General features: G+C 68.4%; 25 protein-coding genes. 15 read left to right on the forward strand and 10 right to left on the reverse strand.

Annotated elements, in window-relative coordinates; translation table 11 throughout:
- Positions 1-3: 3 nt before the first annotated feature.
- From ACSFA2_RS19355 to ACSFA2_RS19385, 7 genes are read left to right on the forward strand one after another with little or no spacing between them, the layout of a single operon-like run.
- On the forward strand, positions 4-1,167 hold the full coding sequence (locus ACSFA2_RS19355) for an acyl-CoA dehydrogenase family protein (protein ID WP_435456945.1): 1,164 nt from the start codon (positions 4-6) through the stop codon (positions 1,165-1,167).
- A gap of 34 nt (positions 1,168-1,201) precedes the next feature.
- Positions 1,202-1,603, forward strand: coding sequence for a MaoC family dehydratase (locus tag ACSFA2_RS19360; RefSeq protein ID WP_435456946.1), 402 nt, complete (start codon positions 1,202-1,204; stop codon positions 1,601-1,603).
- Positions 1,604-1,623: 20 nt separating this feature from the next.
- Entirely contained in the window at positions 1,624-2,064 is a 441-nt protein-coding gene (locus ACSFA2_RS19365; protein WP_435456947.1) for a MaoC family dehydratase, read from the forward strand.
- Positions 2,061-2,384, forward strand: a complete 324-nt coding sequence (locus ACSFA2_RS19370) for a hypothetical protein (protein WP_435456948.1) — start codon at positions 2,061-2,063, stop codon at positions 2,382-2,384. Before ACSFA2_RS19365 ends, ACSFA2_RS19370 begins: the two co-directional genes overlap by 4 nt.
- A 4-nt stretch (positions 2,385-2,388) precedes the next feature.
- Positions 2,389-2,898, forward strand: coding sequence for an ureidoglycolate lyase (locus ACSFA2_RS19375; RefSeq protein WP_435456949.1), 510 nt, complete (start codon positions 2,389-2,391; stop codon positions 2,896-2,898).
- A 55-nt stretch (positions 2,899-2,953) separates the two neighbouring features.
- Positions 2,954-3,514: a hypothetical protein gene (locus tag ACSFA2_RS19380; protein ID WP_435456950.1), complete on the forward strand. Its 561-nt coding sequence runs from the start codon at positions 2,954-2,956 to the stop codon at positions 3,512-3,514.
- Positions 3,511-4,767 carry a PrsW family intramembrane metalloprotease gene (locus ACSFA2_RS19385; RefSeq protein ID WP_435456951.1) on the forward strand — a complete coding sequence of 419 codons (1,257 nt, stop codon included), beginning with the start codon at positions 3,511-3,513 and terminating at the stop codon, positions 4,765-4,767. Before ACSFA2_RS19380 ends, ACSFA2_RS19385 begins: the two co-directional genes overlap by 4 nt.
- On the opposite strand, the gene ACSFA2_RS19390 is transcribed toward ACSFA2_RS19385, so the two are convergent.
- Positions 4,694-6,637 (reverse strand): DNA/RNA non-specific endonuclease, encoded by a 1,944-nt coding sequence (locus ACSFA2_RS19390; protein ID WP_435456952.1) that lies wholly within the window; start codon positions 6,635-6,637, stop codon positions 4,694-4,696. The genes ACSFA2_RS19385 and ACSFA2_RS19390 overlap by 74 nt on opposite strands.
- 47 nt (positions 6,638-6,684) lie before the next feature.
- The gene (locus ACSFA2_RS19395) at positions 6,685-10,179 is read right to left on the reverse strand and encodes a hypothetical protein (protein ID WP_435456953.1); all 3,495 of its coding nucleotides are present in this window, start codon (positions 10,177-10,179) and stop codon (positions 6,685-6,687) included.
- Positions 10,180-10,321: 142 nt separating this feature from the next.
- Between ACSFA2_RS19395 and ACSFA2_RS19400 the strand changes: the two genes are divergently transcribed.
- Positions 10,322-11,419, forward strand: a complete 1,098-nt coding sequence (locus ACSFA2_RS19400; RefSeq protein ID WP_435456954.1) for an MBL fold metallo-hydrolase — start codon at positions 10,322-10,324, stop codon at positions 11,417-11,419.
- Positions 11,420-11,451: 32 nt separating this feature from the next.
- On the opposite strand, the gene ACSFA2_RS19405 is transcribed toward ACSFA2_RS19400, so the two are convergent.
- From ACSFA2_RS19405 to ACSFA2_RS19425, 5 genes are all read right to left on the reverse strand, one after another.
- Positions 11,452-12,411 (reverse strand): Bug family tripartite tricarboxylate transporter substrate binding protein, encoded by a 960-nt coding sequence (locus tag ACSFA2_RS19405; protein WP_435456955.1) that lies wholly within the window; start codon positions 12,409-12,411, stop codon positions 11,452-11,454.
- Between the two features lie 22 nt (positions 12,412-12,433).
- Positions 12,434-13,309, reverse strand: coding sequence for an amidohydrolase family protein (locus ACSFA2_RS19410; protein WP_435456956.1), 876 nt, complete (start codon positions 13,307-13,309; stop codon positions 12,434-12,436).
- Positions 13,310-13,312: 3 nt separating this feature from the next.
- Positions 13,313-14,509, reverse strand: a complete 1,197-nt coding sequence (locus ACSFA2_RS19415; protein ID WP_435456957.1) for a CoA transferase — start codon at positions 14,507-14,509, stop codon at positions 13,313-13,315.
- A 14-nt stretch (positions 14,510-14,523) separates the two neighbouring features.
- Positions 14,524-15,513: a tripartite tricarboxylate transporter substrate binding protein gene (locus ACSFA2_RS19420; protein WP_435456958.1), complete on the reverse strand. Its 990-nt coding sequence runs from the start codon at positions 15,511-15,513 to the stop codon at positions 14,524-14,526.
- A 64-nt stretch (positions 15,514-15,577) separates the two neighbouring features.
- Positions 15,578-16,447, reverse strand: a complete 870-nt coding sequence (locus ACSFA2_RS19425) for an HpcH/HpaI aldolase/citrate lyase family protein (RefSeq protein ID WP_435456959.1) — start codon at positions 16,445-16,447, stop codon at positions 15,578-15,580.
- Between the two features lie 75 nt (positions 16,448-16,522).
- On the opposite strand from ACSFA2_RS19425, the gene ACSFA2_RS19430 reads away from it, so the two are divergent.
- Positions 16,523-17,422, forward strand: coding sequence for a LysR family transcriptional regulator (locus ACSFA2_RS19430; protein WP_435456960.1), 900 nt, complete (start codon positions 16,523-16,525; stop codon positions 17,420-17,422).
- Between the two features lie 23 nt (positions 17,423-17,445).
- On the opposite strand, the gene ACSFA2_RS19435 is transcribed toward ACSFA2_RS19430, so the two are convergent.
- Both ACSFA2_RS19435 and ACSFA2_RS19440 read right to left on the reverse strand, forming a co-directional pair.
- Entirely contained in the window at positions 17,446-18,111 is a 666-nt protein-coding gene (locus ACSFA2_RS19435; RefSeq protein WP_435457011.1) for a carboxymuconolactone decarboxylase family protein, read from the reverse strand.
- Positions 18,112-18,199: 88 nt separating this feature from the next.
- Positions 18,200-18,655: a (R)-mandelonitrile lyase gene (locus ACSFA2_RS19440; RefSeq protein ID WP_435457012.1), complete on the reverse strand. Its 456-nt coding sequence runs from the start codon at positions 18,653-18,655 to the stop codon at positions 18,200-18,202.
- A 133-nt stretch (positions 18,656-18,788) separates the two neighbouring features.
- On the opposite strand from ACSFA2_RS19440, the gene ACSFA2_RS19445 reads away from it, so the two are divergent.
- A complete protein-coding gene (locus ACSFA2_RS19445) occupies positions 18,789-19,694 on the forward strand; it encodes a LysR family transcriptional regulator (protein ID WP_435456961.1) in 906 nt (301 codons plus the stop codon).
- A 12-nt stretch (positions 19,695-19,706) separates the two neighbouring features.
- Here ACSFA2_RS19445 and ACSFA2_RS19450 read toward each other — a convergent pair whose 3' ends face one another.
- A complete protein-coding gene (locus ACSFA2_RS19450; RefSeq protein WP_435456962.1) occupies positions 19,707-20,612 on the reverse strand; it encodes a LysR family transcriptional regulator in 906 nt (301 codons plus the stop codon).
- A 160-nt stretch (positions 20,613-20,772) separates the two neighbouring features.
- Here ACSFA2_RS19450 and ACSFA2_RS19455 point away from each other — a divergent pair, with 160 nt between their 5' ends.
- The 5 genes from ACSFA2_RS19455 (at position 20,773) to ACSFA2_RS19475 (ending at position 25,497) form a co-directional block, all read left to right on the forward strand.
- Positions 20,773-21,921 carry an alpha/beta hydrolase gene (locus tag ACSFA2_RS19455; protein WP_435456963.1) on the forward strand — a complete coding sequence of 383 codons (1,149 nt, stop codon included), beginning with the start codon at positions 20,773-20,775 and terminating at the stop codon, positions 21,919-21,921.
- Positions 21,922-22,010: 89 nt separating this feature from the next.
- Positions 22,011-23,141 carry an MFS transporter gene (locus tag ACSFA2_RS19460; RefSeq protein ID WP_435457013.1) on the forward strand — a complete coding sequence of 377 codons (1,131 nt, stop codon included), beginning with the start codon at positions 22,011-22,013 and terminating at the stop codon, positions 23,139-23,141.
- A gap of 23 nt (positions 23,142-23,164) precedes the next feature.
- Entirely contained in the window at positions 23,165-23,617 is a 453-nt protein-coding gene (locus ACSFA2_RS19465; RefSeq protein WP_435456964.1) for a cyclophilin-like fold protein, read from the forward strand.
- A 79-nt stretch (positions 23,618-23,696) separates the two neighbouring features.
- Entirely contained in the window at positions 23,697-24,518 is an 822-nt protein-coding gene (locus tag ACSFA2_RS19470; RefSeq protein WP_435456965.1) for a 2Fe-2S iron-sulfur cluster-binding protein, read from the forward strand.
- Positions 24,505-25,497 (forward strand): FAD binding domain-containing protein, encoded by a 993-nt coding sequence (locus ACSFA2_RS19475; protein ID WP_435456966.1) that lies wholly within the window; start codon positions 24,505-24,507, stop codon positions 25,495-25,497. The genes ACSFA2_RS19470 and ACSFA2_RS19475 overlap by 14 nt, the downstream gene beginning before the upstream one ends.
- Positions 25,498-25,508: the final 11 nt, after the last annotated feature.

Raw genomic sequence — 25,508 nt, forward strand, 5'->3', positions numbered from 1 at the left:
CCCATGTTCGACTTCTCCGTCCCCTCCGACACGCAACTGCTGGTCGACACAGTGCGCCGCTTCGTCACCCAGGAAGTGCAGCCGCTCGAAAACGAAACCGAAGCGCTCGGCCACGTGCCGCCCGAGGCCCTGAAGCGCGTGCGCGGCAAGGCGCAGGAGCTGGGCCTGTTCGCGATGAACATGCCCGAGGACTGCGGCGGCGGCGGGCTCGACAACGTGACCATGTGCCTGGTGGAAGAAGAGTTCGGCAAGACCTCCGACGCGCTGATCCGCCGCGTGTTCGGCCAGGTCTACCCGATGCTGCTGCCCTGCAATGCGGCGCAGCGCGAGAAGTACCTGCTGCCCACGGTGAAGGGCGACAAGATCTGCGCCATGGCCATCACCGAGCCCGGGGCTGGCTCCGACGCGGCGTCGATCTCGACCACGGCGCGGCTCGACGGCGACCGCTGGGTGCTCAACGGCGGCAAGCACTTCATCAGCGACGGCGACATCGCCGACTACGTGATCGTGATGGCGCTCACCGACAAGGAGAAGCGCGCCCGCGGCGGCATCACCCTCTTCCTGGTCGACAAGGGCACGCCGGGCTTCACGGTGAACCGCGTGCAGCCCATGATGGGCCACCGCGGCTACGGCCATGCCGAGCTGTCCTTCGACGACTGCCGCATCCCGTTCGATTCGGTGCTGGGCGAGGTCGGCGGCGGCTTCAAGCTGATCATGAACAGCGTGGCCGGCATCCGGCTGGCGCACATCGGCGCACGCGCCGTGGGCATGGCGTCGCGCGTGCTCGAGATGATGCGGACCTATGCGTCGGAGCGGAAGCAGTTCGGCCAGCCGATCGGCGACTTCCAGATGGTGCAGCAGATGATTGCGGACTCGGCCACCGAGATCTTCGCGACGCGGATGATGGTGCTCAACACCGCCTGGGAACTCGACCAGGGCCGCGAGCCGCGCGACAAGGTGTCGATGGTCAAGCTCTACGCCTCCGAGATGATCGGCCGCGTGGCCGACCGCGGCATCCAGGTCTTCGGCGGCATGGGCTTCTGCAAGGACCTGCCGCTGGAACGCATCTACCGCGACAGCCGCGTGACGCGCCTGTACGACGGCACCTCGGAAATCCACCGCATGCTGATCGCCAAGGCGGTGATCAAGAACGGCCTCGTGCTGTGAGCCGCGGCCCCCACGTCTTTCCCGGAGCTTTTCAATGACCGTTCTCAACGTCGGCGACGCCATGTCGTTCCGCAAGACCCTCACCGTCGCCGAACAGGCGATGTTCACCGGCATCAGCGGCAACATGGCGCCGCTCTACGTCGACAAGCGTGCAGCCGAAGGGGCAGGATTCGACAACATGCTGGCCTTCGAGCTGAACGCTGTGGCGCTGGCGACCACGGCGCTCAACCGTGTGGCCGGCACGGCTTGGCGCCTGGGCGGGTTGCAGATCGACTTCGCGCTGCCGGTGCTGGTGGGCGAGACGGTGGAGTCGCGCATCGAGGTGCTCGACGTGACCGACGCCGCCGTGTCGTGCAGCGTGCGCTGCACCAAGTCGACCGGCGAAGTCATGGCGCAAGGCACGGCCAAGCTGGTGCCCTTGCAGCCACGCGGCTGACGCGACGAGGCCAATCCGCCATGTACGAACTCAAGCCTTTCGACAGCCTGCACCTGGGCCAGACGGTGTCGGTGCGCAAGACCATCACCGAGGCCGACGGCGCGCTCTACATCGCCGCCACCGGCGACTTCGGGCCGGTGCATGTCGACGACAGCTACGCCCAGACCACGCGCTTCGGCCAGCGCCTGGCGCCCGGCATCCTGGTCGCGGGCATCTGCACCAGCGTGCTGACCGCCGAGCTGGCGGGCACGCTGGGCATCTCGATCGAAGACCGCTTCTGGTTCACCGGGCCGGTGTTCTACGGCGACACCATCGAGTTCAAGGTGTGGATAGCTCAGATGAACGCCGAGACGCGCAGCGTCATCTGGCAGGCCAGCGCCACCAACGAAGACGGTAAGGAAGTGCTCAAGGCCGAAGCCACGCTCAAGTTCCCGCGGGTCAAGCCGAAGGTGGGCGCGTGAGTGCAGCACCGCAGCTGCACATGGTGCGCGTCGACATCGATCCCGCGCACGAAGAAGCCTTCAACGCCTGGTACGACGCGGTGCACGTGCCCGCCCTGCTCGCCTGCCCGGGCTGGCTGTCGGCCAGGCGCTTCGTCTCGCTCGAAGGCGGGCCGAAGTACGCCGCCATCTACGAGGTGGCGGGCGACTGGGTGTACGACACGCCGGAGTTCCACGCGGTGAAGGGCTTCATGGAATTCACGCCGCACGTGAGCCACTTCATCCGCCAGCGCTTCGCGCCTTTCGCGCGCCCCGAGAAGTCCGAGACGTCCGAGAATTGAGGGCATGCAAACCCTCCGCCCCGAGCCCCTCACCGCCGCCGCCTTCGCGCCCTTCGGCGATGTCATCGAACTGGCCGGCGCCAAGCAGATGCCGATCAACGCCGGCACGACCATCCGCTTCCACGACCTGGCGCAGGTCGACGTGCTGGCCGAAGGCGGCCGCACGCTGATCAACCTGTTCCGCGCGCAGCCACGCGACGTGCCGGTGCGCCTGAGCCTGATGGAGCGCCACCCGCTGGGCTCGCAGGCCTTCCTGCCGCTGGCCGACGCGCCCTATCTCGTGGTGGTCGCACAAGACGAACACGGCCGGCCCGGCGAGTTGCGTGCCTTCGTCAGCAGCGGCTGGCAGGGCGTGAACTACGCGCGCAACGTGTGGCACCACCCGCTGCTCGCGCTCGGCGCCGTGCGCGACTTCATCGTGGTCGACCGCGGCGGCGCCGGCGTGAACCTGGAGGAGTTCCCGCTGGACGAGGCGGTGTGCGTGGCCACCGACGCGTTCGACGCAGCGCGTTGACCGGAACGGGCCGCCGATCCGCCAGCGCGCGGAACGCGTATGGCACGATCAACGGATGCATGAGCCGTCGCGCCGGATACCGTACCGCACCTGGCCTGGCGCACTCGGCGTGGTCCTGGCCATCGGCGGCTATGTCGGCGGCCTCGTCGCCTGGGACCGCCATACGCCCGGCGGCCGGCCGCTGGCTGCGGGCGAAACACTGACGGTCGGCCCGGCGCGCTTCGTCCCCGAGCCCGGGTGGGAGATGGACCTGGCCCGCTCGAAGTCGAGCAACACGCTGATGCTCTTCAAGGGCAGCCACAAATTCCGGGTGACCACGGCGTCGTGGGAGGGCGGCCCGAACGGGCCGATGGCGCGACAGTTGCGGCTGATGGAGCGCGGCCAGGGTCTTCGCATCGAGGGCGAGGTGTCCGACTTCATCAATGCCTGGGGCATGCAGGGCGTGACCTTCGCCTACTTCGGCCCGAAGCTGGCCGGCCGGCTGTGGCAGGTGGTCGACCTGCGGCGCAAGTCGGTCGTGCGGATCGACTTCTACGGCGCCAACGATGGCCTGAGCGATTCGATCGACGATGCGCGCCGCATGCTCGACTCGATGGACCTGGGAGCGCCGCTGTGACCCCGCTCGCCTTCGACCCCGCGCAGGCGGCATGGCCCGTGGGCACCGACTCGTTCTTCCAGCCGCGGCGCGCCGCCTTCTGGCTGCTGGTGGTGCTGATCGTCAACGGCCTGTTCTACACGGTCCAGGTGTTCACGACGGGCTTTCGCGTCGTCCCCATCACCGCCTTTCTCGGGCTGTTTGTGTGGGGGCTGTACGCGCTCGCCTTCATCCTGGCCTTCCGCGCACTCGACCTGCTCGAGCAGCACTCGCCGGAAGCCTTCCTCCTGGCCTTCGCCTGGGGCGGCTTCGGCGCGGTGTACTTCGCGGCACCGGCCAACGTCGCCATCCAGAACCTGTGCGCCAAGCTGGTGTCGCCCGCGTTCGCGGCGGTCTGGGGGCCGGCCATCGCGGGACCGATCACGGAGGAGTTCCTGAAACTCGCGGGCGTGGTGCTGCTGGTGCTGGTGGCCCGCACCCAGTTTCAGACCACGCTGTCGGTGCTGATCGTCGGCGCCATGACGGGGCTGGGTTTCCAGGTGATCGAGAACCTCAGCGACACCGTCAGCAGCTCGCTGAACTTCCCGCGCGAGAGCCAGGTCGCGCCAGTGCTGCTGAACCTGCTGACGCGCGGCATCCTCAGCGGGCTGTGGACGCATGCGGCCTACACGACGATCGCGTCCTTCGGCATCGCCTGGTTCCTGTTGCACCCGCAGCGGCCGATGGCGGCGCGGCTCGCAGCCGTCGTCGCCTGCTTCGCGCTGGCGTGGGCCATGCACTTTGTCTGGAACTCGCCGCTGCTGGAAAACCGCTTCGGCAACGGCTACGGCGACCTGGCGGCGCTGCTGGTCGTCAAGGGCATCCCGGCGATGGCGGCGGCCTGGCTCCTGTGGCGCGTGGCCGCCCGCGAGAACGGCGCCTACCTTCACGGACTCGCCGCCTATTTCTTTCCCGAGCGCGACGTGATCGCCGACGACGAGTGGCTGCGCCTCGGTGCGCCCGTGCTGCGCTACCGGGCGCGTCGGGCCATGGGCCAGGCCTTCGGCCGGCGGGCGCGACGCCTGAAGACGCAATTGCAGCGCGAGCAGCTGCGCCTGATCCGCAAGGCCGCGACCTATGGCCGCGGGCCGCAGACGGCGGGCCATGAGCAGGCCGTGCGGCGGCTCCGTGCCGAGCTGGATGCGCTGACCAACGCAGCTGCTACGCGAAGTAATCCGTCGGACCCGCAAGCAGCTTCAGCGCCGGCGCATCGTCCAACTGCTGCACCACGCTGAACGGGCTCTCGCGCGTGTGCAGCGCCTTCGCGAAGCGAACGCCGGTGCGGGCCTCCAGGTCGCGCAGCGTGATGCGCGCCCACACCCAGTCTTCGAGATCGAGCGCGAGCGACTCCGGCGTGGTCAGCGGCGCCACCAGGTGCTTCTGCGTGAGCAGGAAACCGTAGACCTTCTCCTTGCCGTCCTTCACGTCGACGAAGGCCACGAGCTTCCAGAACTCGTCGGGCACGCGACAGCTCTCGCCGTTCTGCGTGAAGGTGCGGTCGTTCCTGCCGAACACCGGGCCGGCGATCAGCCCGATGCGCAGGCCGTGCGGCGCCTCGGTGTCGAGCAGCGTGTTCTCCAGCCGCCCCCAGACGCCGCCTTCGGGGTCGTCGTCCTGGTTGGCGCTCTGGTTGAAGGCCTCGTGCTGCGGCACGATGTTGCTGTAGAAGCTGCTGTCGAAGTTGCCCTGCCGTGCCTCTTCCGCTGCGCCCCAGCACAGGTCGGCGCGCCGCGCGATGTGGCCCTTGTCGAAGGGGTTGCGCACGTAGATCGCGTCGGTCAGCTGGAAGTCTTCCAGGTCGCCGCGCCGGTCGGCGCGAAAGCCGGTGCGACTGATGCGCCTGAAGCTGTTGCCGTCGATGTTCCAGGCCACGCACAGCGGGTACTTGCGCGTTCGGCTGAGCCAGGCCGAGAAGTGGCAGTAGCGCAGCTCGACCTCGTCGTCGAGCACGGCGAGGTCCTTGCGCCGGCTCGCGGTGAAGGTGGGCACCGGCACGGCAAATCCGGCGAAGCGCGGGTCGAAGCCGGTGCGCAAGGCCTCTTCGTCGGTCGCGGCTTGCGTGGCCGGCGCGGTCGTGAAGGCACCGATGGGCTCGACGTCCAGCGCGGTCATCACCGATTTCGCGTAACAGGCCAGCGCGAACTCGGCCGCCGTGCCTTCGGCGTCGCCCGCGAAGTGAAGCCCCAGCATCACGCCGGTCGGCTTGCCGCGCGCGACGGCCAGCCAGGCCGCGCCCGAATCGCCGCCGCGCGAGATCTCGCGCTCCGGCGGCACCGCCTCCTCGTCGATGCCGATCTCGAAGCCGCCGACCACGGCCGACACGCCGTCGGGGTAGCTCATCTTGGTGTTGACCTCGATGCGCACCACGCGGCCGCGCGTGACCGCGGTGGTTCGACCGCTCTTGACGACACGGTCGCCGATCTCCGGGTCGGCAATGCTGTCGACCGACACGCCGAGCCCCATCACCTCGCCCGACAACGCCCGCCCGAAGACCGAGGCGATGGCGCAATCGCCGGCCGGGCCGAGGTGGCTGCGCAACAGCGTGCCCATGGTGTTGCGATCGACCCGGTTGTCGTCGTGCCGCCCCGGCTGCACGATGTCGGCCCCGACCTGCGCCTGCCCGCCGTGCAGCACATGCCAGTTCGACAGCAGCACGACGGCACCGCTCGTGCGGTCGCGCACGAAGGCGCCGATGGTGCCGGCCGTGGTGAAGCGGTTGCCCACGCTGAGGCCGGGCACCACGGTGTCGGCACGCACCTTGCGCGGGTCCTTGGCCTCGATCTGCACGGCGATGTAGCTGGGCTTGTAGCTGCGCTCGATGACGTCCGTCGGCACCGCGACGCCGTCGATCTCGATGTGCTCGGGAATCGGTGTGCTGCCGATGCCTTCGACCTGCTCAGGCGCGACCTTGCTGTTGACGGTGAACTGGATCGCCAGTGCGCCATCGGCCTTGCCCGCGGTCTGCTTGCGGCCGATGCCGACGCTGGAGATGTTCGGGTCGGCCAGCAGTTGAGCGGCCTTGGTGCGCACGTAGCTGCGCATCTTGTCGAGCAGTTGCTGTTGCTGCTTCGCGCGCGCGCTTGCAGCGGTTTTCTTCGTCGCCATCGAAAAGCTCCAGGTTCGTTCGGCGGGCCGGGTTGGCGCCGCGGTGTTCAGGACGCGGGGGACGACGCCGCCGGCCGCGGCAGCCAGACCTCGACCGTGCGCGGCTGCGCCTTCAAGCCCGCAGGCAGAGGCTTCATGTCCCAGGGTCCGGTCGGTGCCGCCGCCGTGGCCTTGAGCGCTTCGGCACAGGCCCGCATCCCTTCGCCGTAGATCAGGGTCGGCATGGCGTGGCCCGTGGGTGGCGAGCGACCGGCCTTGCGCGAACTCGCCAGCACATCTTCGACGGCCGGCACGTTGGCACCGAGCCCTTGCCATGGCGTGCGAAAGCGGTTGGCTGCACCCAGTGACTCGGGGCCGAAGACCTGGATGTAGACCGTGGCGTTGGCGCAGGCGGTGCGGCTCACGGCGGTCGGCCGCGCCGGCACCGCGGCACCGCTCGCGGGTGGCGCGATCGACGACGCGCCCGGTGCAGCGCCGGTCATGGGTGGTGGCGGCACGGGGGCGGTGTAGGGCGTGGTCGGCGCAGGCGTCGACGCAGCGACCGCAGTGCCGGCGGCGGACGGCGACCCCATGCAGTTCTCCAGCGCCGGCACGGTGCCGCTGTAGTCGCGCGCCCAGTAGCGCGGCGTGCAGGCGGGCGCGCTGGCGGGCTGCAGGCAATCGATGCCGTTGCTGGTGTCGAGCAGCCGCGTGCAGGCGGGGTTCGGGCTCAAGCCGGACGCATCGCCGGTCGCCGGTGCCGTCGCCAACGCCAGCCGGCAAGCGGCCTTGGCGTCGTCGACGATGCTCACCGACAGCTTGAAGTTGGCCATGAAGTTGTCGGCGCCCTGCCGGCACAGCAGCTCGCCGGTGCGCAGCAACTCGGCCGCCAGCGAGGCCGGCGCCTCGCCAGGCGGCGCATCGACGCGCAGGCGCGACCAGCGCTCGCTCAAATCCTTGAAGGCCAGGCCTTCGGCCGCGCGCTTCTCCGCCGCCTGCGTGCGCCAGCTGTCGATGCCCTGCCAGGCCGCGACGCCGAGCGTGGCCGCCGTGCCGAGGCCGATGGACGCGGTGACGGCGCCCGCCTTCAGCACGCGGGCCTGCAGACGACTCATCGTGGCGGCGGCGCTGACCGTGCCCGGGGTCGCCGGCGCCTGCATGGGCTGGCCGTCGTCGGCCTCGAACAGGCCCTGCGTGCCCTGCACGATGCGCGCGAGCAGGCCGCCGTCGATGCGCTGGCCGATCTCGCTCCCCAGGCGGAAGTAGCTTTCCCACTGGGCCTCGTCGAAGAACTGGTCGGTGGTCGGCTGCTGCGGGAACAGCGGGTGGGTCGCCTTGAAGTTCACCAGGTCGACCGGCAGCGAGGCCGACACGTTCGGCTTGACCAGCACGAGGTGGCCGCGGAGCCCGCTGGCGTAGTCGACACGCGCCAGCGCCAGGCAGGCCTGGCTGGTCGGCGAGGCCAGGTCGTTGAGCGAACCGAAGAGCCCGCTGTAGGGCCAGTCGGCGTTGCAGCAGGGCTTGAGGAAGAGGATGTCGGCGTTGAGGTCGATGCGCGCACGGCGGATCAGGATCTCGAGGTCGGTGAAGCGGTAGTCGGGGTCGGCGCCGCAGTCGGCCACGACGATCAGCTCGGCCTCCTGCCGCAGCAGCGCATAGGCGGCGGTGTTCTCGAAGTGGCCGCCGTCGCTCAGGTACCAGTTGGCCGAGCCGCTGCCGGGAAAGGCGCCGAAGCATTCGAAGAGCAGGAAGCGTGTCTTCATCAGCAGCTTGCTCACGCGCGCCGCCGCGCCCGGTTGCAGCAGCCCGGCGCGCTCGCTGTTCCACCAGTAGCCCAGGCGCAGGCCCGCGAACACCGACAGCGCCGCGATGCCGCGCTTGGTGAGGCGCCCCAGCCCCGGCGCGAAGGCCGCGCCCGAGATGGCGGCCCAGGCCCCCAGCGTGAGCGCGTCGTCGCCCTGCGCACGCGTCCACGGCCCGCCCACGGCCTGCATCCAGCCGCGCGGACCGATGGTCAGCGGGAGGCTGCGGCGGTCGCGGTTGAAGAGCTTCTGCCTGGGGTCGTGCGTCTGGTTGATGCACACGTTGATCAGGTGCACCGGCCCGCCCTGCGCATGCGGCGCGTAGTCGCGCTGCGGCAGGTCGTCGCCGGCATCGACCTGGCCCACCGGTACCTCGGGCGGCGTGAGGCCCGACACGTCTCCCAGCGGGTCGCCACCGAGCCGGTGCGCGTTGGCCGCGCCCAGGTAGCCGCGCACGATGCGCGCCTTGTAGAACATGTGCAGCGACGACAGGTTGAGGAAGGCGAAGTGCGGTCCGGTGACCAGCGCGTAGGTGCCGACGATGACGCCGATGGTGCCCAGCCACACCCAGCCCCGCACGAAGTCCAGCCCCACGTCGGGCCGGAACACCGGCAGCAGCACGCCGGCATAGAGCACGCCGATCCACCAGGCGGCCAGGCAGAACGCGACGACCAGGCCGAGCACGCTGGCCAGCGTCATGAGGAACTGCTTGCCGAGGCCGGGCATCTCGCGCTTGCTGCCGAAGAAGGTGGGCAGCACGCCGCGCAACGCCGCGGCGGCCACCAGCAGCACCGCGCCATAGGACGCACGGTTCTCACGCGGTTCGGCCGCCAGCCACCAGGCCAGGCGGTCGAGCGCGCCGAGCAGCGCGATCACCAGCACCGCATGCAGCATGCGGGCCAGCGCATCGGTGAGTTCGTTGCGCAGCGTGGCGGCGTCGCGGTCGCGGCCGCGCCACATCACCCAGCCCAGGCCCACGACCCAGGCGATGCAGAACGCGATGAAGGCCGGCGCCAGCCAGAGCGGGCCGCCGAAGCGGTCTTCGAAGGCCGGCTGGAACCACCGCGCCGCCACGCCCAGCGCGCACCACATCGCGAGGTTGCCGAGCAGGTGGCGCCACGCGCGCCGGTCGCGCACCGACCAGTAGGCGCAGGCCGCCACGATCGACAGCGCCCAGGGCACCAGCGCCAGCAGCCAGAGCGTCGGCAGGCCGGTCGCGATCTGCAGCGCACGCGGCGGCGCCTCTGCGTTGCCCAGGTCGACCCACGCCACCGCTGCGCCCCACGCACCCAGGTTGACTGCGGCCAGCCCCAGCCCGATGAGCGTGGCCGCGATGGCGATCTCGATGTGCGTGCCCAGCAGGTTGCGCAGGTACAGCGCGACGGCGAAGAGCGTGTCGCGCATGCCGCCGGGGATCAGGTAGCGGCCGTTGCCGCGCAGCCACCAGCCGAAGCGCACCTTGTCGACCTCGGCGAAGGCGCCCTCGACCGCGCGCACGTCGTCGGGCGTGGTCGCGCGGCTGCACAGCCGGCCCAGGGTCGAGCCGATGTAGCCGCCGCCCGAGACGGTCGACAGCAAGTCGAAGGCCAGCAGTTGCCGGTGCTGCGCCAGCGCCTTGAGCAGGCCCAGGCAGAAGGTCGCGCTGCGGATGCCGCCGCCCGACAGGGCCAGGCCCCAGGGCCGCCGCCCACTCTCTGCGCCCTCCGCGCCATGGAGCGCACGGCGGCGCTCGCTGACGAGTTCCTTGATGGTGTCGTCCATCCGGCTCCTCTCGGTGAAGGGCGCAATATTTCACGGTGACCGACAGGGGGCAATGTGGCGAACGGGATAGGCCGGGCGGGCGGGCTGGATAAGCTCGCGCGCACCCTCACTCCGAGACGCCGACGGCGCGTCCCCTCTTCCCATGCGCATTCCCCGACGACGCCTCGCAGCCTGGTTCATCGCCGGGCTGGCCGGACTTGCCGCGGCGGGCTGCGCCACCGGCGGCGATTGCGCCGCGAGCCTTGCGGCATCACCGCAGCTCAACGGCGATTGCCGTTTCCAGAACCCGCCCAACCCGCAGGCGCAGCCGTCGCAGAGCGGCTGGAAGATATGGTCGCGCTTCTTCACCGCCGACAAGATCGGCACGGTACCGGTCGACCCGATCCCCGTGCGCAAGCTCGACCGCGCGGCGCTCGATGCGCTCGACAACGGCGCGAACCACGTCGTGCGGCTGGGCCACTCGTCGCACCTGCTCAAGCTGCGTGGCAAGTACTGGCTGATCGACCCGGTGTTCAGCGAGCGTGCATCACCGGTGCAGTGGGCCGGGCCGAAGCGCTTCCATGCGCCGCCGATCACCCTGGCCGAGCTGCCGCCGATCGAAGGGCTGATCCTCTCGCACGACCACTACGACCACCTCGACCTGGCCGCCATCGACGCGTTGCGGGAACGGGTGCAGCGCTACTTCGTGCCGCTGGGCGTCGGCGCGCGGCTGCGCGACGCGAAGGTTGCGCCCGACCGCATCCAGGAGTTCGACTGGTGGCAGCAGGGCCGACAGGGCGAGGTGCAGGTCACGGCCACGCCGTCGCAGCATTTCTCTGGCCGCACGCTGTGGGACCGCGACAGCACGCTGTGGGCGTCGTGGGTGATCGAGAGCGGCGGCCAGCGCATCTTCTACAGCGGCGACTCCGGCTACAACCCCGGCTTCGCGCAGATCGGCGAACGCTTCGACGGCTTCGACCTGGCGCTGATGGAGAACGGCGCCTACGACACCTATTGGCCATCGGTGCACATGACGCCGGAGGAGACGGTCAAGGCCTTCCAGGACCTGCGCGGCAAGCTGCTGTACCTGGTGCACAACAGCACCTTCGACCTCGCCTTCCACACCTGGCAAGACCCGCTCGACCGCGTCGCCGCGATCACCGAACGCGAGAAGATCCCGCTGGCCACGCCAGAGATCGGCGAGGTGCTGACGGTCGGGAAGGCGCGTGCGAATGTGCTGTGGTGGAAGGGGTTGCGCTGACGGACACGGATGACGCTTGGAGGAGCCCGAGATCAATCGACCTTGATATTGCGCGCCCGCACGAGGGTGTTCACGCGCGCCATTTCCTCACGCACGAATCTATCGAAGGCCTCCGGCGTCGTGCCGGCAGGGTTCAACCCCAACTGAAGCAGCTTCTTGCGGACCTCGGGGTCCGCGACAGCGTCCTGCACGGCCTTGCCGAACCGCTGCACGATGTCGGCCGGCGTGCCCTTGGGCAGGAAGATCCCGTTCCACTCGACCACGTTGTAGCCCGGCAAGCCGGACTCGTCGAGCGTGGGCGTATCGGGCAGGCTGGGCACGCGCTTGCTCGAGCTCACGGCGAGCGCCCGCAGCTTGCCGCCCTTGACGTAGCCGATCGTCGAGGCGACGTTGCCGAAGTAGAGCGACACCTGCTCGCCCATCACGTCGGTCAGCGCCGGTGCGCCGCCCTTGTATGGCACGTGCAGAAGGCTCAATTTCGCCTGCTCGTTCAGGGCCTCGCCTGCCAGGTGCGAACCGGTGCCACCGCCTGACGAGGCGAACGTCAGCTTGCCCGGGTTCTTGCGGGCATGGTCGATGAACTCCGCGACGGTCTTGTAGGGCGCGCTGATCGGTACCACGAGGATCTGCGGCGCCGTCGCCACCAGCGAGACCGGGATGAAGTCCTTGGTCGCATCGAAGGGCAGCTTGCGCAGCGACGGGTTGACCGAGAAGGCCGAGGCGTCGTAGAGCACGGTGTAGCCGTCCGCGGCCGCCTTCGCGACATTGTCGGCACCGATCACGCCGCCGGCGCCGGGCCGGTTTTCGATGACGATCTGCTGGCCGAGCGCGGTGCTCATCTGCTGCGCCACGATGCGCGCCGTGTTGTCGGCGCCGCCGCCGGCCGCATAGGGCACGACCATGCGAATCGGCTTTTCGGGCCAGGCGGCCCAGCCGAGCAGCGGCGCGCAGGCGGCCAGGATAGCGATCGATTTCAGGATGCGTTGCTTCATTCGGATGTCTCTTGGTGGATCGTCAAAGAAAGTCGTAGAGCCGCGCCGGGTTCTCGACGAGCACGCGATGCCGTGTCGCGTCGTCGGGCACCCAGTCGCCCAGCAGGTCGAAGAGCTGCGCGTCATCGGGCACCGCGTGTCGTTCGGTGGGGTGCGGCCAGTCGCTGCCCCAGACCAGGCGCTCGGGTGCATGCCGAACCCACGCCTGCGCGAGGGCCGTGGTGTCGGCATAGTGGCCTTCAGCACCGAGCGCCGAATCGAGGTAGGCGCCGGACAGCTTGATCCAGGTGCGGCCCTCGTCGAGCAACCGGCACACCAGGCCGAAGGCCGGATGCGCATGAGGGGCCGGTTGCGGCAAGCGTGCGAGATGGTCGAGCACGACGGTGCCCGGCAGCCGTTCGAGCAATGGGGCGTGCTCGACGAGCTGCGCCGCACTCCAGTGCAATTGCACATGCCAGCCCAGCGCGTGCACGCGGTGCGCCAGCGGCTCGACCATGGCGAAATCCGTCGTCGCATGGGTGGGCGTGTAGAGCGTGAAGCGGATGCCGCGGATACCGCCGGCATGCAGACGCTCGAGTTCCGCGTCGCTCACATCGGGCCGCACGACGGCCACGCCGCGCGTGTGCGCAGCGCCGAGCGCACGGATGGCCGACAGCGTCACGCTGTTGTCGGTGCCATGCACACGCGGCTGCACCACCACCGTGCGCTGGGTGCCGTTGCGTCGCTGAAGCAGCCGGTAGTCGTCGGCGGTCGCGTCGTCGATCATGGCGTCAGCGGCGCCTTGGACCCCGAACCGCCGGTCATAGACATGCATGTGCGCGTCGCACGCCAGCGCGGGTGCGACCAGGGTGGGCTTCTGCGTGCCGGCACTGTGCGGAACGACCTGCGCGAGGTGCATGGCTCAGTCGTCTGTCTCGGCGACACCGTCCCGCGCGGCAAGCACCGCCCGCGTGTGCTGGCCCAGGGTCGGTGCGGCAAAAGGCGTCGGGCCCGGTGTCCGGCCGAACTGCACCGGCCGGGTGAAACCGCGGTAGGAGCCGAGCGTGGGGTGCGCGAACTCCGCCACCATGTCCTCGGCGAGGACCTGCTCGTTGTCGAACATGTCCTCGACCGTTCGGGCGGCCGCGCAAGGCACGTCCTCCCCGAAGATCTCTTCCCACGCCAGGGCACTGCGCCCCGCCAGCGCGGCGTGGAGTTGGGGGACGATCTCGGTGGAATGCTGTGCACGCTTGCGCACCGAGTCATAGCGCTCGTCCGCAGCGAGTTCGGGCAACCCGACCTTCGTGCACAGCGCTTGCCAGAAATGGGGCGTGTTGGCCGAGATGTAGAGGTAGCCCTCGCGCGTCGGATGCAGCCCGGTGATGCCGCCGGAGCGCATGTCGCGCCCCACCTCCTTCGGCTCGCCTTCGGCCCACACCATGCGAGCCGACTGCATCGTCAGGGCCGAACGCAGCAGCGACACGCCGACATACTGGCCTTCGCCGCTTTTCTCCCGCTCGTACAGCGCGGAGGCCACGCCGGCGGCCACCAGCGCGGCTGCGTAGTAGTCGACCACCGAGCCGTAGATGATTTCCGGCGGCCCGCCGCGCTTGCCCTGCAACGCGCACATGCCGGTCATGGTCTGCAGGACCTGGTCGTAGCCCGCCTTCTCGCGCAACGGTCCGGTGTCGCCATAGCCGGTGACGGCGCAATAGATGAGGCGCGGATTGCTTCGCTTCAATTGCTCGTAGGCGATGCCCAGTCGCGGCGGCACGCTGGGCCGGAAGTTGTGCACCAGCACGTCGGCCGTGCGCACCAGGACCATCAGCGCGGCAAGGTCCTCCGCCTTCTTCAGGTCGAGCACCACGCCCAGCTTGCTACGGTTCACGCCGACGAAAGCGCGGCTCTCTGCTTCGAGCGTCGAGGGGTACTTGCGCAGGTTGTCCCCGGCCGGGGGCTCGATCTTGATGACCTCCGCACCCTGGTCCGCCAACAACGAACAACCGTAGGGGCCTGCGATGTAGGCGCTCAGGTCGAGCACCCGCAAACCGCTCAGCGGGCCGGCGGGGCCGCTGCGTGGTGGCAGGCGCGCGCCCTCGTCGTTCGCGTCGGAGCTCATGGCGATTCTCTTTCTCAGTCGGCGGTGATGTTCTGCTGCTTGGCCAGCCGCTTCCAGCGCTCGACGTCCTCGGCAATGACGGTGCCGAACTGCGCCGGCGACATCGGCGTGGCAATGGCGCCTTCGCGCAGGAAGTTGCTGGCGACCGCAGGCCTGGCAAGGATCTGATTGACCGCGGCATTGAGCCTGGCGACCACGTCCGGCGGCGTGCCGGCCGGTGCCAGCAGGCCCCACCAGAGTTCGAATTCGTAACCCGGCACCGCAACGGCCATCGGCGTGAGTTCGGGTGCGATCGGGCTGGGCTGGAGGCTCGTGATGCCGATGGCGCGCAGCTTGCCCGCACGCACCATCGGGAGCAGCGACGGCCCGCTGGAGATGAGCAGCTGCGTCTGGTTGCCGACCAGGTCGGTCACGGCCGGGCCCATGCCTTTGTACGGGATGTGGGCGATCTGCAGGTCGCCCACCTTGGCCTTGAGCAGCTCGGTGCCGAACTGGTTGACGCTGCCCGACCCGGACGACGCGTAGTTGTACTGGCCCGGCTTGGCCTTGATGGCCGAGATCAGCTCGGCGGGTGTCTTGGCGGGGAAGTCGTTGTTGACCGCGACGATGAACGGACCCTTCGCGAACATGGCCACCGGCGCGAGGCCCTTCACCGGGTCGAAGGGCAGCTTGGACTGCACCGCCGCGTTGGTCGTCATGCTCGACGACACCGCCACCAGCGTGTAGCCGTCGGCGGTCGCGCGCGCCACCTGCGCCGTGCCGGTGTTGCCGCTCGCGCCCGGACGGTTGTCGATGATCACCGGCTGCTTCAGGCTCTCACCCAGTTCCTTGGCCACCTGGCGCGCAAAGGTGTCGTTCGATCCGCCGGCCGGGTACGGCACGACGATGGTGATGGCCTTCGACGGATAGGCGTCCTGTGCAAGGGCGGCGCCGCCGAACAGGCAGGTGCTGGCGATGGCAGCCGCCATCAAGGCGCGGCGTTGAAGGCGAAAAGGTGTGTGCATCGGTGTTGTCTCCTGGTTTTGGTATTTGTTGACCCTGCGCTCGTGCGTGGCGAGCCGGGTTTTTTCAGTCGGTCAGCAGTCCGAGGCTTCGCGCGCTCTCGACAATGGCACGCGCCCGGATCACGAAGGGGACATCGATCATTCGACCGTCCACCACGTAGGCGCCCAGGCCTCGCGCATCGGCATCGCGGGTCGCCTCGACCACCTTGCGGGCATGGGCGATCTCTGCGTCGGTCGGTCGGAAGACATCGTTGGCGACGGCGACCTGGCTGGGATGGATGCAGGTCTTGCCGAGAAAGCCGAGATTGCGCGCCAGCATCGCCTCGGCGCGGTAGCCCGCTGCGTCGGCAATGTCGGCGAAGGCACTGTCGTAGGCATACACACCGGCCTCGCCGGCGGCGATGCGCACGGCGAACATCGCCTGCTGGATCGCCGCCGGTTCGCGTCGGGCGATGCCCAAGGGCTCGAACAGGTCACCCAGACCCAGTTGCAGGCCCTTGACGCGCGGATGGGCGAGCGCGAGTTCAGACGCCAGGCGCAGCGCCGAGGGTGTCTCGATGTTCAGCAGCATGCCGATGGGCGAGCGCACGCCGTTGGCCCGCTCCGCGCGCTCCAGGGCGTCGATGGCCGCACGCACGTGCGCGGCGCTCGGCGGCTTCGGCAGATTGATCAGGTGCACGCCGGGCTGGGCCACCGCCGCGATGTCGCGTTCGAAGTGCGGCGTGTCCATCGCGTTGATGCGAACGATCAGCGTCTTGTCGGCCGCGGCCGCTTCACCGCCCTGCAACAGCTGCCGGACGATGTCGCGGGCTTCGTCCTTGCGCGACTCGGACACGGCGTCCTCGAGGTCGATGCAGATGCCATCGGCAGCGCTGCCCAGGGCCTTGGTGAACAACTCGGGTCGTGTGCCCGGAACGAACAGCTTGCTTCTCATGCAGGCAGTGTCTGCCGCTCATGAGATAAGAAAAACACATGCCTTCTATGATCAGAGCATAGAAAATGTATCTTCATGGAAACCGCCTATCTGCAGAGCTTTCTTCTGGTGGTGGACTCCGGCTCGATGTCGGAGGCCGCCCGGCGGCTCGATCTGACCCCCGCCGCCGTGGCGCAGCAGATCCGCGCCTTGGAGCGTGAACTGCACGTGCCGCTGCTGGCCCGCGCCGGCCGGACAGTGCAACCGACCGAGGCCGGGCATCAGCTCGTGCAGCGCGCGCGCAACCTGCTGCGGGAGGTGAGCGATATCAAGGCGGTGCTGGGCAGCGAGGCGGCCGGCGGCGAGCTGCTGGTCGGCACGATCAACACCGCCTTGCACGGCATGCTGCCGGACATCCTCGCAGCCTTCGTGAAGACGAATCCTGGCGCCAAGGTGTTCCTGCAGTCGGGCACGACCGCCCTGCTCTACAAGGCCGTCCAGCAAGGCGAGCTCGATGCGGCGGTGTGCCTCTATCCGCCGTTCGCACTGGCCAAGACCTTCGACTGGATGCCGCTGCGCGAGGAGCCGCTGGTCCTGCTGGCCCCGAGCCGGCTGGCGCGGCGCGACCCGCACGAGCTGCTGCGCACATCGCCGCTGATCCGATACGACCGCAGTCTGGGCGGTGGCAAGCAGGCCGATCGTTACCTGCGCGCCGCGGGCATCGTGCCGCAGGAACGTTTCGAACTCAGCTCACTGCTGGCGATCGCCATGATGGTCGACCGCGGCCTGGGGGTGTCGGTGGTCCCGGACATCGCCTCACCTTTGCTCGACCGCCAGCACGTGGTCAAGCTTCCCCTTCCGCTGCCGTCCGAGCCGCGGCGTTTCGGCATCCTGTGGCTGCGCGCCTCGCCGCGCCTGCGCCTGATCCAGAGCCTGGTCAAGAGCGCGGCCGGCCTCGGCGCGGGCGTGAGGGGCGCGGGCCGCGTGCACCGCTGACGACGCCAGGGGTTGCACTGAGCCTATCGGCCCGGTCGTGCCGCAAGTTGACGCGCCAGCGCATCACGCGCTCTGCCTGCCATGTCCGCGCCCACCCGTTCGGCCAGCACCTGCGTCAGCTGGGTCAACTGACTCGCCGTGATGCCGACGTTCATGCTGATGCCCATGTGCGATTGAAGTTGCGAGTCGGCGCCCGGCAGCGCCGACAACATACCAACGGTCGCGAGTTCGCGGCTTTGCCAGTCAAGGTTGTCGCGCTCGAAGATGTCGCCGAAAAGATGCGTCTTCAGGTACTCGTCCGCCGCGGGTGCGAATTCGAAGAGAGCGCCCCTCACCGGGCTGCCGACCAGCTTCGTTTGATTGGCAGTGCCCGCCGCCAGGAGCGCGTCGCCCTTCGGGATGGGACGACTCGGCGCCCGCCCCTGCGCATCCTGCAGGCCGCGTTGCTTGCGGGCCACGACCACCTTCATCAACTCGCCCAGTGCATTCAGGCTGCGTGGAAATCCGGCGTAGGCGTAGAGCTGGACCAGCACTTCCTTCGCGTCGTTCACGGTGAGCCCGACCGCCAGGCCATGCTCGAGCGCGGCACCGAGGCGCGGGATGTCGCCGGCCGCGCCGAAGGCGGCGATCGCAATGATGGCTTGCTGGCGAACCGACAGCGATTCCGAGGCGGTTTGGGGCTGGGACATGGCGGTCGAATCCGGTGAGGTGGAGGCCGCGTGCACACCGCCGGCCGACAAGCCGAGCGCGAGGCCGACGGCCATCTGCGCGCAGCGCTCAGCGAGCCGTGTACTGCGCATCGCTGACCTTCTCCATCCACTCGACGTTCTTGCCGTCGCGCGTGCCCGTGACGGCGAGGTGCGTCATGGCCGACGTGGGCGATGCGCCGTGCCAGTGCTTGATGCCCGGCGGACACCACACGACATCGCCAGGGCGAAGTTCCTGCATCGGCCGGCCCCACTCCTGCGTGAGACCCACGCCCGAGACGACGACCAGTTGCTGGCCGGCGGGATGGGTGTGCCAGGCGGAGCGCGCACCGGGCTCGAAGGTCACATGGGCACCCGACACCGGGATGTCCGGCCCGGCAGGCCAGACCGGATCCACCCGCACGAGGCCGGTGAAGAATGCCTCCGGCCCGGCGGCCGATGGCTGGGACCCTGCGCGGCTGATTTTCTGTTGACCGCCTGCAGCGGCTGGCGACGGCTCCACGGCGTGAGCGCTGCATGCCTGCATGACACCGAGGCAAGCGACGAGTCGGTAGAGGGGCTTCATGGCTGGTTTCTCCTGAGAATGCCCCACTCTATTTGCGGCGTCTTTGGTTGAGAAGACAGCAGAATCGGCATACACCTGTGAAACGAGATCACCAATGGCCAAAGAAAATCTGAACGATCTGCAGGCATTCGTCCTGGTGGCACGCGAGCGCAGCTTCACCCGCGCGGCCGCGCAGATGGGCGTCTCCCGCTCCGCGCTGAGCCATGCGATGCTGGCGCTGGAAGCGCGGCTGGGCGTGCGGCTGCTCACCCGGACCACACGCAGCGTGTCGACCACGGAGGCCGGCGAGCGGCTGATGAACACCGTCGCGCCTCGTCTGCAGGAGATCGAGGTCGAGCTGACGTCGCTCAGCGCGATGCGCGACACGCCTGCCGGCACGGTGCGCATCACGGCGCACGACCACGCCATCACCACGGCACTCTGGCCCCGCCTCCTGCCCTTGCTGCAGCAGTACCCGGACATCCAGATCGAGTTCAGCGTGGACTACGCCTTCACCGACATCGCATCCCAACGTTTCGACGCGGGCGTGCGCGTCGGCGATCGGGTGGACAAGGACATGGTCGCGCTGCCGATCGGGCCACCGCTGCGCATGGCCGTCGCTGCCTCGCCCAGCTATCTGGCGGGCAGGCCGCTGCCCAAGAAGCCGCAGGACCTCACCGCCCACCGTTGCGTGAACCTGCGCCTCCCCACCCGCGGCAACCTCTACGCCTGGGATTTCGAGAAAGGGAAGAAATCGGTCAACGTGCGCGTGCAGGGCCAGACCGTGTTCAACAGCACCTCGTTGATGCTGCAGGCGGCGCTGGACGGCATGGGTTTCGCCTACGTGCCGCTGGACCTGATGCAGCCGCACATCGATGCGGGCCGGCTCGTCCCCGCGCTGGAGGACTGGTGGCCACGTTTTCCCGGCTACCACCTCTACTACGCGAACCGGCGCCAGATCGCGCCCGCCTTGGCGCTGGTGGTCGAGGCGCTGCGGTACCGCGAAAGGTCCCAGCGATGACGCATCGCTACCTCAGAGCTGCCGCGCGCCACTGAAACGCAACGCCTTCACCACCAGCGAGAAAGCCGGCGAGGGTTGACGCTTGCTGGGGTAATACAGGTGATAGCCGGCGAACTTGGGGCACCAGTCCTGCAGCACACGCACGAGCGAACCGGCCTGGATGTGCGACATCACCTCGTCTTCCGGCAGCAACGAGATGCCCATCCCGGCCAACGCGGCATCCACCTGCGGCGGTGCGGTGTTGAAGATCAGCGGGCCGTCCACGCGCACGTTGACCTTGCGGCCTCGCTTCTCGAAGTCCCACACATACAGCCCACCCGACGTGGGCATGCGCTGGTTGATGCACTGATGCCTGGTGAGGTCAGCGGGGGTCTTGGGGATGGGATGGACCGCAAAGTAGTCGGGTGAAGCCACGACCGCCATCTGCAGCGGCGGGCCGATGGGCACGGCGATCATGTCGTTGTCGATCGTGTTGCCCATGCGGACCCCGGCGTCGAAACGGTCGGCCACGATGTCGCGAAAACCGTAGTTCATGTCGAACTCCAGCTTGATGTCCGGGTACTCGCGCAGCAACGGCATGAGCTTGGGCAGCAGAACGGTGTGCATCACGTGGTCGCCGCAGGTGATGCGCACGGTGCCTGCAGGCTTGTCGCGCAGCTCGGTCAACGCTTCGAGCTCCGCCTCGATCTCGTCGAAGCGGTGGCCGATGGCCTTCATGAGGCGCTCGCCGGCCGACGTCGGTGCGACGCTGCGCGTGGTGCGCGTGAGCAGGCGGATCTGCAACCCTTCTTCCAGGCCACGAATCGCCTGGCTCAGTGCCGACTGGGTCACGCCGAGTGTGCCGGCAGCCTTGGTGAAGCTGCCCTCACGGGCCACGGTCACGAAAGCCAGCAGGTCGTTGAGATTGCGTCGTGGCATGTCGATTTCCGTTTCATCTCGAATTGGTCTGTTTCTCTAATAAATGTATTAAGCATTCATTACCTAGTCAACGCTCGAGCCGATCGGCAAACTTCCGGGCAAGGCGCTCGAGGACGAGAACACCAGCACCTCGTCGCTCACCGCCAAAGGAACATCGACCATGACAAGCACCGCAGACCCCACTTTCGCCGCAGCCGCAGACCCAACCGGCAACGCTTCCGATCGACGCGATTTTCTGAAGATGGCCGGCACCGGTGTCGCTGCCGCGAGCCTGTTGTCGACGACAGGCGGCACGGCCTTCGCGGCGGCGCCGCGGAAGGACACCAGGCTCCCCAACGGCGCCGACAACTTCTACATGAGCGACATGGTTACCGTGCAGCCGGTCGCCTTCAAGAATCAATACCAGATGACCGTCGCAGGGAACCTCTTCGTTCCCAAGGCGCTGGACCGGAAGAAGCACCATCCGGCGATCGTCGTGGGCCATCCCATGGGGGCCGTGAAGGAACAAAGCGCAAACCTGTATGCCACCAAGATGGCCGAGCAGGGATTCGTGACCCTGTCCGTCGACCTCGCGTTCTGGGGCGGCAGTGCCGGCCAGCCGCGCAATGCCGTCTCGCCGGACATGTATGCCGAGACCTTCAGCGCTGGCGTCGATTTCCTGGGCAGCCAGGCCTTTGTCGACATGCAGCAGATTGGCGCCATCGGGATCTGCGGCAGCGGCAGCTTCGTCATCAGCGCCGCCAAGATCGATCCGCGCATGAAAGCCATCGCCACGGTGAGCATGTACGACATGGGGGCTGTCAACCGCCATGCGCTGAAGCACTCACAAACCCTGGCACAGCGCAAGCGGCTCATTGCAACGGCTGCCGAGCAGCGCACGGCCGAATACGCCGGCGGAGCGCTCAGGTACACCAGCGGCACCGAGCATGTCTTGGATGAAGAAACCCATCCGATCCAGCGCGAGTTCTACGACTTCTATCGCACGCCCCGTGGCCAATACACGCCTGCAGGGGCGTCGCCGCAAACCACGACCCACCCGACCTTGAGCAGCAACGTCAAGTTCATGAACTTCTACCCGTTCAACGACATCGAGACGATCTCGCCACGCCCGATGCTGTTCATCACCGGTGACCAGGCGCATTCCAGGGAGTTCAGCGAAGACGCCTACAAGCGCGCTGCAGAGCCGAAAGAGCTGTACATCGTGCCCGGTGCCGGCCACGTCGATCTCTACGACCGCGTGACGTTGATCCCGTTCGACAAGCTGACGTCGTTCTTCGGCAAGCATCTCGTCGCACCGAGCGCCTCATGACGGCGCAGTCCATGGGCGCACTCGCAGGCGGCGCTTCCTTCGAACACCAAGGTGAAGCGCCACCCGCACACTGGGGCGGCGTCTTCGCGATGACGCTGTGTGTTTTCGCGCTGATCGCGTCGGAGTTCATGCCCGTCAGCCTGCTGACGCCGATGGCGTCGGATCTGCATGTCACCGAAGGCATGGCCGGACAGGGCATCGCCATCTCGGGCGCCTTCGCGGTACTCACGAGCCTGTGTATCTCGGCGATCGCCGTGAGGATCGACCGCAAGACGTTGCTGCTTTCCCTGACGGCGACGATGTGCCTCTCAGGCGCCATCGTCGCGCTCGCGCCGAACTACCTGACCTACATGGCGGGCCGTGCGCTGATCGGCATCGTCGTCGGTGGCTTCTGGTCGATGTCGGCGGCCACGGCGATGCAGCTCGTGCCGCCCGCCAAGGTGCCTCGGGCCCTGGCAATCTTCAATGGCGGCAATGCGCTGGCCACGGTCGTGGCGGCACCGCTGGGGAGCCTCCTGGCGTCGATCGTCGGCTGGCGTGGTGCGTTCTTCTGCCTGGTGCCGGTGGCCGCGCTTGCCTTCGTCTGGCAATGGTTCAGCCTGCCCGCCATGAAGGCCCGACCGCGCGCGCAGGACGCGGGCAACGTGCTGCGCCTGCTCAGGCGCCCGGTGGTGCGGCTCGGCATGCTCGCGGTAGGCGTCTTCTTCATGGGCCAGTTCGCGCTCTTCACGTACCTGCGGCCTTTCCTGGAAACGGTGACGAAAGTCGATGTGCCGACCCTGTCGCTCATCCTGCTGACGCTGGGTGTCGCCGGCTTCATCGGCACCGTCGTCATCGGCCGGTTCCTGAAGATCGGCTTCTACGGCACGCTGGCGGTCATCCCGCTGCTGATGGCTGCGATCGCGGTGGTGCTCATGGCGCTGGGCAGCTCCGTGAGCGCCACGACGGTGCTGCTCGGCATCTGGGGGCTGGTGGCGACCGCCGCCCCCGTGGGATGGTGGCTGTGGGTGGCGCGAACACTCCCGCACGACGCCGAGGCCGGTGGTGGGCTGATGGTGGCGGTGGTCCAGCTGTCCATCGCACTGGGTTCGACGGCGGGCGGCCTGCTGTTCGACGGCAGCGGCCACCTGGGCACCTTTGCGTTCAGTGCCGGCCTTCTGGTGGCAGGTGCTGCCCTGGTGGTGCTCACAGCGCGCGCAGAGCGCGCCACCACCGCATGAAACTCGACCCGACGCAGTTGCCCATGACCCACTCACCTCGTCTTCCATGGCGCCTGCGACTGGCAGGCATGTGCGTCGGCCTGATCGTGCTCGCAGGTTGCCATGCAGCCTGGGCCCAGGCGAAGCCGTCACGCCTGTGGATGACCGTCGGCGAACGGCGCTTCGCGGTGACGCTGGCCGACACGGCGGCCGCCCGTGCCTTCGCTGCGCGCCTGCCCTTGACGCTCGACATGAGCGACCTCAACGCCAACGAGAAGAAATTCGACCTGCCCGAGGCATTGCCTGCGAATGCCAGCCGGCCGGGGGCCCTGCGCAATGGCGACCTCATGCTGTACGGCACGCACACCGTGGTCGTGTTCTACCTGAGCTTCGACTCGCCGTATGCGTACACGCGCCTGGGGCGGGTGGACGACCCCGACGGCCTGGCGCACGCGCTGGGACGCAACGATGTCAGCGTCGGCTTCTCGCGGCAATGAGCGACGGCGCCCACCAGACACCCCCCGCGGCGGCTTGGCGCACAGCCCACGCCGTCGATCTTTAAAAAGGACAAAGTCCATGCCCCACGAAATCAGCAACGACCCCCCGGCCGAACTCAGTGCCGACGAAGCCGCCCTTCTGCGGGAGATGCCGGCGCTCGACGACGTCGGCCAGGCGCGACGCACTTTCATGATGCAGACCGGCGGTGGCGGCATCGGGCTCTTCGCGGCCAACCTGCTGGCGACCGAGTCGGCGCTCGCGCAGATGGCACCGGTGCCCGGCGCGGCCTCGGCGCCCGTCGTGGCGCAGAACGTCGTGAAGATCGGCTTCCGGCTGAACGGCGCGCCAAAGACGCTCGAAGTCGATTCGCGCGTCGTGCTGCTCGACGCGCTGCGCGAGCGCCTGGCATTGACCGGCTCGAAGAAGGGTTGCGACCAGGGCCAGTGCGGCGCCTGCACCGTGCTGGTGGACGGCCAGCGCGTGCTGTCCTGCCTCACGCTGGCCGCGACGCTCGAAGGCCGTGAAGTGACGACCATCGAGGGCCTCGCGAAGGGCGATCAGTTGCACCCGATGCAGGCTGCCTTCATCAAGCACGACGGTTTCCAGTGCGGCTACTGCACGTCAGGGCAGATCTGCTCGGCCATCGGCATGCTCGGCGAGGCGCAGCGCGGCCAGGTCAGCCACGTCACCGAGAACGTCGGCAAGACCACCACACGACTCACTGACGACGAGATCAAGGAACGCATGAGCGGCAACATCTGCCGCTGTGGTGCCTACCCGGGCATCGTCGTCGCCATCCAGGAAGTCCATTCGGGCCGACAGGCCGCGCAGACCTGGGGCTTCGCGACCGAAACGCAATTGGCCACGGCCCGGAAGGAGGACGGCCATGCGACCGTTTGACTACGTGCGCGCGTCCGACGCCGCCTCCGCAACGGCCGCCCTGTCGGCCATGCCGCAAGCCAAGTACCTCGCCGGTGGCAGCAACCTGCTGGACCTGATGAAGGAAGATGTGGAGCGCCCCACCCGCCTGGTCGACATCACCCGCCTGCCGCTGCGCGAGATCCAACGGACCCGCGCTGGCCTGTCCATCGGGGCCCTGGCCACCAACACCGAGACGGCCAACCACCCGCTCGTCCGCGAGAACTACCCGCTGCTCACGCAGGCGATCGTTGCCGGGGCGTCGGGTCAGCTGCGCAACATGGCCACCAACGGTGGCAACCTGCTGCAGCGCACACGCTGCAACTACTTCTACGACACGTCGATGCCCTGCAACAAGCGCGAGGCCGGCAGCGGTTGCGGCGCGCGCGAGGGTCTCAACAAGATCAGCGCGATCCTGGGCTGGAGCGAGGCCTGCGTCGCGACCTACCCCGGCGACATGGCCACCGCGTTGTATGCGCTCGATGCCAAGGTGCGCGTCCGTGCGCCGGACGGACGCGAGCGGCTGATCACCATCACCGACTTCCACCGGTTGCCGGGCGATACGCCGCAACGCGACAACAACCTGGAGCACGGCGATTTGATCGTCGCCATCGAGCTGCCCGTGTCCTCGGGCGACTTCGCGCACAACTCGCACTACCTGAAGGTCCGCGACCGCGCCTCCTACGCCTTCGCAATGGTCTCGGTCGCCGCCGCACTGGAGATGGACGGCAGCAAGATCCGGCAGGCGCGCGTGGTGCTGGGCAGCGTCGCCCACAAGCCCTGGCGCAGTGCCGGGGCCGAAGCGGTGCTCGTGGGCCAGCGTGCCGACGAGGCAACCTTCCAGCGCGCCGCGCAAGCCGCGCTGCGCGATGCTCGCCCGCTGGCGCACAACGCCTACAAGGTCGAACTGGGTCAGCGCTCCGTCGTGCGGGCGCTGATGCGCGCGGCGCGACTGGCTTGAGAAAAGGAATC

The sequence above is a fragment of the Variovorax cryoconiti genome, from assembly GCF_051216395.1.
Classification (GTDB): domain Bacteria; phylum Pseudomonadota; class Gammaproteobacteria; order Burkholderiales; family Burkholderiaceae_C; genus Variovorax.

Bases quoted from the DNA above. Each gene is read 5' to 3' on its own strand.
- ACSFA2_RS19355 (WP_435456945.1), top strand. From the start codon at position 4: ATGTTCGACTTCTCCGTCCCCTCCGACACGCAACTGCTGGTCGACACA.
- ACSFA2_RS19360 (WP_435456946.1), top strand. From the start codon at position 1,202: ATGACCGTTCTCAACGTCGGCGACGCCATGTCGTTCCGCAAGACCCTC.
- ACSFA2_RS19365 (WP_435456947.1), top strand. From the start codon at position 1,624: ATGTACGAACTCAAGCCTTTCGACAGCCTGCACCTGGGCCAGACGGTG.
- ACSFA2_RS19375 (WP_435456949.1), top strand. From the start codon at position 2,389: ATGCAAACCCTCCGCCCCGAGCCCCTCACCGCCGCCGCCTTCGCGCCC.
- ACSFA2_RS19380 (WP_435456950.1), top strand. From the start codon at position 2,954: ATGCATGAGCCGTCGCGCCGGATACCGTACCGCACCTGGCCTGGCGCA.
- ACSFA2_RS19390 (WP_435456952.1), bottom strand. From the start codon at position 6,637: ATGGCGACGAAGAAAACCGCTGCAAGCGCGCGCGCGAAGCAGCAACAG.
- ACSFA2_RS19395 (WP_435456953.1), bottom strand. From the start codon at position 10,179: ATGGACGACACCATCAAGGAACTCGTCAGCGAGCGCCGCCGTGCGCTC.
- ACSFA2_RS19400 (WP_435456954.1), top strand. From the start codon at position 10,322: ATGCGCATTCCCCGACGACGCCTCGCAGCCTGGTTCATCGCCGGGCTG.
- ACSFA2_RS19405 (WP_435456955.1), bottom strand. From the start codon at position 12,411: ATGAAGCAACGCATCCTGAAATCGATCGCTATCCTGGCCGCCTGCGCG.
- ACSFA2_RS19410 (WP_435456956.1), bottom strand. From the start codon at position 13,309: ATGCACCTCGCGCAGGTCGTTCCGCACAGTGCCGGCACGCAGAAGCCC.
- ACSFA2_RS19415 (WP_435456957.1), bottom strand. From the start codon at position 14,509: ATGAGCTCCGACGCGAACGACGAGGGCGCGCGCCTGCCACCACGCAGC.
- ACSFA2_RS19420 (WP_435456958.1), bottom strand. From the start codon at position 15,513: ATGCACACACCTTTTCGCCTTCAACGCCGCGCCTTGATGGCGGCTGCC.
- ACSFA2_RS19425 (WP_435456959.1), bottom strand. From the start codon at position 16,447: ATGAGAAGCAAGCTGTTCGTTCCGGGCACACGACCCGAGTTGTTCACC.
- ACSFA2_RS19430 (WP_435456960.1), top strand. From the start codon at position 16,523: ATGGAAACCGCCTATCTGCAGAGCTTTCTTCTGGTGGTGGACTCCGGC.
- ACSFA2_RS19435 (WP_435457011.1), bottom strand. From the start codon at position 18,111: ATGTCCCAGCCCCAAACCGCCTCGGAATCGCTGTCGGTTCGCCAGCAA.
- ACSFA2_RS19440 (WP_435457012.1), bottom strand. From the start codon at position 18,655: ATGCAGGCATGCAGCGCTCACGCCGTGGAGCCGTCGCCAGCCGCTGCA.
- ACSFA2_RS19445 (WP_435456961.1), top strand. From the start codon at position 18,789: ATGGCCAAAGAAAATCTGAACGATCTGCAGGCATTCGTCCTGGTGGCA.
- ACSFA2_RS19450 (WP_435456962.1), bottom strand. From the start codon at position 20,612: ATGCCACGACGCAATCTCAACGACCTGCTGGCTTTCGTGACCGTGGCC.
- ACSFA2_RS19455 (WP_435456963.1), top strand. From the start codon at position 20,773: ATGACAAGCACCGCAGACCCCACTTTCGCCGCAGCCGCAGACCCAACC.
- ACSFA2_RS19460 (WP_435457013.1), top strand. From the start codon at position 22,011: ATGACGCTGTGTGTTTTCGCGCTGATCGCGTCGGAGTTCATGCCCGTC.
- ACSFA2_RS19465 (WP_435456964.1), top strand. From the start codon at position 23,165: ATGACCCACTCACCTCGTCTTCCATGGCGCCTGCGACTGGCAGGCATG.
- ACSFA2_RS19470 (WP_435456965.1), top strand. From the start codon at position 23,697: ATGCCCCACGAAATCAGCAACGACCCCCCGGCCGAACTCAGTGCCGAC.
- ACSFA2_RS19475 (WP_435456966.1), top strand. From the start codon at position 24,505: ATGCGACCGTTTGACTACGTGCGCGCGTCCGACGCCGCCTCCGCAACG.